We start from the raw sequence: 2319 nt of genomic DNA, 5'->3' as shown, positions 1-2319 counted from the left end.
GGCGAGTTGCGGGGCAAGATCTCCGCGAAGCCGGGCCTGTCGAGGTTCCTGCGGGTCACCCCGGCCGGGAAGCTGCGCCTCGACGCGGCGAAAGCGAAGGCCGAAGCCAACTTCGACGGCAAGTACCGCATAAATCTGGGCTCTATCCGCTCCGAATTACGCGGAACGCAGGCCTCAGCTACACCGGAGGACTCAACTCTACCGCTACATCAACCAGGGTCGCCTCACCAGCGACCGCATCACGCTCTCACCCAAACGCGCCGCCAGCTAGATCAGGACTACCGCAACTACCACCGGCCCCATGGCGGACTCGATGGCGAGACTCCGTATAGAGATTTCGGCAGCAGGTGCAGTCCGAACCGGGTGTAGTCGAGCTTTGTCAGCGGCACACTACATACGTCTTTTCGTCCGCCGTTGTTGGCCGCGTCTTGATGCGTGCTCTGCAGTGACCAGTGCTTTCGCATCGCGTTGTCAGCATGCTTCGAGGAGCACTGCATCGGCCTGTCCGAATCCGCCGCAAATCGCCGCTACCGCCCACCGCCCACCGCGGCGGCGCAATTCGCGTGCTGCTGCCAAGGTGACGCGAGCTCCGCTAGCGCCCATCGGGTGGCCCAACGCGACGGCACCTCCGTTTGGGTTGGTCCGCTCGCGTAACTCGGCCTCCAATTCGGCGTCATTGCCTGCCAACTCGCCGAGACTGCACTGTGCTGTGGCCGCAAACGCCTCGTTGATTTCGATAACAGCCACGTCATGCAGTGGCACGCCGACACGGTCAAGCAGTCTACGGATGGCGACGCCGGGCAGATAGACCGCAGAGGTCGGGCCCCCTGCAATCTGTTCGTATCCGGCCAGCCGGGCTAGCGGTTGCGCTCCGGTTTCATTGAGTGTGCGGTTGCCGGCCAGCAGCAGGGCGCAGGCCCCGTCATTGAGCCCCGGCGCATTGCCAGCAGTGACCGTTGGACTGTCGTACACGGTATCCAGCGCGGCGAGACTCTCCAGCGACACATCAGCACGCGGTTGTTCGTCCTGGCTCACCGCACCGCGGCGGGTGTGCACCGTGATGCGCTCATCGTCATACCAGCCGTCGGCTTCGGCTGCTGCATAACGCTGTTGGCTGCGCAGCGCCCACTGGTCCTGATCTTCACGAGTGACTCCGCGGGCGAGAGCCTCACGCCCGGTGTAGGTGGCAAGTGGGGTTCCAGAGAGTGGGGAACGCATCAAGAGGAGATCTTCGACCTTTAAATCACCTCGTTTCGCACCCCAACGAGTGCTATGCAGCAGCCTGGGCGTGCGGCTCATCGATTCGGCTCCGGCGGCGATCACTGAACAAGCACCTGCAGAAATAGTCCGAGCAGCCAGACCAATCACAGTCATCCCGGAGCAGCAAGCACGGTCTACCGTCAGAGTGGGCAGTGACTCCGGGAGCCCAAGGCCTAGGGAGAGCTGGCGGGCTGGGACAAACGTGGCACCCTCGATCATCCCGGTACCCAGCAATAGCTCGGAAACCGCTTCGCTCGGCCAGTGATGCTGCTCAACGAGCCCACGCACAGCCTCCGTTGCCAGCTCGACCAGCGACAGGTCCCTCAGGCTTCCGCCGAAGCGCCCGAACGGCGTGCGAAGACCACCGACAAGCCAGATGTCGTCGTGCACTGTTACCTCCATTGTTATTCCGTGTGCTGCCGCCAACACGTGGGGCTGTTGCGGGGGCGTGCAGATGACTTTGACTGCACCGGCCGGAAACAGTATAAACGAAGGTGACGTCAGTTATGGGTCTTGTGGGACGCAGGTGCGCTGATGGAGGGTTGTACGTCGACCTGCGCCGCGCCGCCAGGGGCTGGGTCGGAGAGGAACTCTCCGGGCTTGCCGGCGCGACTGCTGGTGGCTGGACCGGTCCCGGTAGGCCCGAATTGTCGTTTCTCGGGCAGGGGACGAGGCGATTCGGCTCCGGCGTTCGTGCCGAGGATTTCGGGTGACAATGCAGAGCGATGGTGGATCCTGGCGCGCCCGCCAGTGGGTCACTCGGGCGCAACGCAATGGCTGAACTCGAAGCGGCGGTTGGGTGTGCCCCTCAGGCGCATCCTCTGTAGATGACGAAGGATCGAGAGCGCAAAGAAGAGTGTTCGCGGCTGGAGTGGCCCGATGAAGCGGTTCGGGCACTGTGGTAGCCATTGTTGCCAGCGGCCACGTGATAATGGCTCAGGCACAAACTTGGTGATCTTGCCGGGGGTGGTGGTCAACTGAGGAGCACGAGGCGTCGCAGGAGATCGAAGTTGGCCCGGCCAAAGCACCTGCGCTTGATCGCCTTCAATCGGCAGACCG

At 63.3% G+C, this 2319-nt stretch carries 2 protein-coding genes; both read right to left on the bottom strand.

Annotated features, from left to right (window positions below):
• Positions 1 to 471: 471 nt before the first annotated feature.
• A complete protein-coding gene (locus IU459_RS36930) occupies positions 472 to 1650 on the bottom strand; it encodes a thiolase family protein (protein ID WP_195134220.1) in 1179 nt (392 codons plus the stop codon).
• Between the two features lie 365 nt (positions 1651 to 2015).
• Positions 2016 to 2319 (bottom strand): hypothetical protein (locus IU459_RS39135; RefSeq protein ID WP_228839042.1); only part of this gene is annotated, 304 nt, incomplete at its 5' end.

Origin of the sequence: Nocardia amamiensis, from assembly GCF_015477605.1 — a bacterium.
GTDB lineage: Bacteria > Actinomycetota > Actinomycetes > Mycobacteriales > Mycobacteriaceae > Nocardia > Nocardia amamiensis_A.
The sequence above is the reverse complement of the archived record's forward strand: the minus strand, read 5'-3'. Positions and strand labels throughout refer to the sequence as shown.